Origin of the sequence: Mycobacterium lehmannii, assembly GCF_001499925.1 — a bacterium.
Classification (GTDB): Bacteria; Actinomycetota; Actinomycetes; order Mycobacteriales; family Mycobacteriaceae; genus Mycobacterium; species Mycobacterium lehmannii.
Genome location: NZ_LQIR01000060.1, coordinates 1 through 1,284 on the forward strand (window position 1 = coordinate 1; position 1,284 = coordinate 1,284).

General features: G+C 64.8%; 1 protein-coding gene. It reads left to right on the forward strand.

Annotation, left to right across the window (positions count from 1 at the left end):
• Positions 1–80: 80 nt before the first annotated feature.
• Positions 81–1,225 (forward strand): IS3 family transposase gene (locus AU192_RS21870; RefSeq protein WP_120275772.1). Its coding sequence is split into 2 segments (ribosomal slippage): positions 81–348 and positions 348–1,225, totalling 1,146 coding nucleotides; the frame shifts between segments, so codons are not numbered across the junction.
• Positions 1,226–1,284 lie beyond the last annotated feature (59 nt).

The window sequence follows — 1,284 nt, forward strand, 5'->3', positions numbered from 1 at the left end:
TGGCGTGTTCCCGGTGATTGAGTCCAACCAGTTTTAGAGTCCTGTGGCCCGATGTCGGGCCGGAAGGGACGATGAAACACATGGCTGGTCGGAAGCGGAATTCCGTGGAGGACATCGTGCGCAAACTGCGCCGGGCGGATGAGCTGGCTGCTGAGGGCAAGACCGGCGAGGAGATCGCCGCCGCGCTGCAGGTGTCGCCGGCGACGCTGTACAACTGGCGGCGCACCTACGGTGGGATGGACACCGACGCCGCCAAGGAGCTCAAGGAGCTGCGCGAGCAGAACGCCCGCCTTAAGCGGCTGCTGGCCGACGCCGAACTCGAAAAGGACGCGCTGCGGGAGGTCGCCAAGGGAAAATTCTGAGCCCAGCTGCCAAGCGTCGCGCCGTGGACATGCTCAAGACCACATTGAGCATGTCGGAACGGTTGGCGTGCAAGGCTGTTGGGCTGGCCCGCTCCACCTACCGTCGCCTGCCACTGTCGCAGACCCCAGCCGACCCGGACGCCGAAACGAGGGCCTGGCTACGCGCCTACGCCACCAAACACCCATGCCACGGGTTCCGGCGTGCCTGGGCGGCGCTGCGCTACGACGAAGGCCGTGAGGTCAACAAGAAGAAGATCCACCGCCTGTGGCGCGAGGAGGGTCTGCAGGTGCGGGTGCACAGCCCGCGCAAGCGGGCCGGGGTCTCTTCGGTGCCGCCGGTCGTGGCCGACGCGCCGAAGGTGGTGTGGGCGATCGACTTCCAGTTCGACTCCACCGTCGACGGCAAGGCCATCAAGATCGCCTCGATGATCGACGAACACACCCGCGAGTCGCTGCTGAACCTGGTGGAGCGCTCGATCACCGGCGAACGCTTGGTCGAGGAGTTGAAGAAGGTGTTCGCCGCGGCCGGTGGCCCACCAAAGGTGCTCCGGATGGACAACGGTCCGGAGATGGTTTCTCAAGCGCTGCAACAGTTCTGCGAGAACAGGACCGGGATGGTGTACATCCCGCCGGGCTGCCCGTGGGACAACGGCTACATCGAATCGTTTAACAACCGGCTACGCAAGGAGTGCCTCAACCGCAACTACTGGAACACCCTGTTCGAGGCCCGCGTGGTCATCGACGACTTCAAAGACGACCACAACCACCGACACCGCCACTCGGCCCTGGGCTACCGTACACCGGCCGAGTACGCTGCGGCGTGCAGCTGCACCCACACCCCGGTGGCCTGCAGCATCAGCTGAGAACGGATCAAACCAACCCGACTCTAGAACCGGGCGGACTCAGTAACGGGGACTAGCCA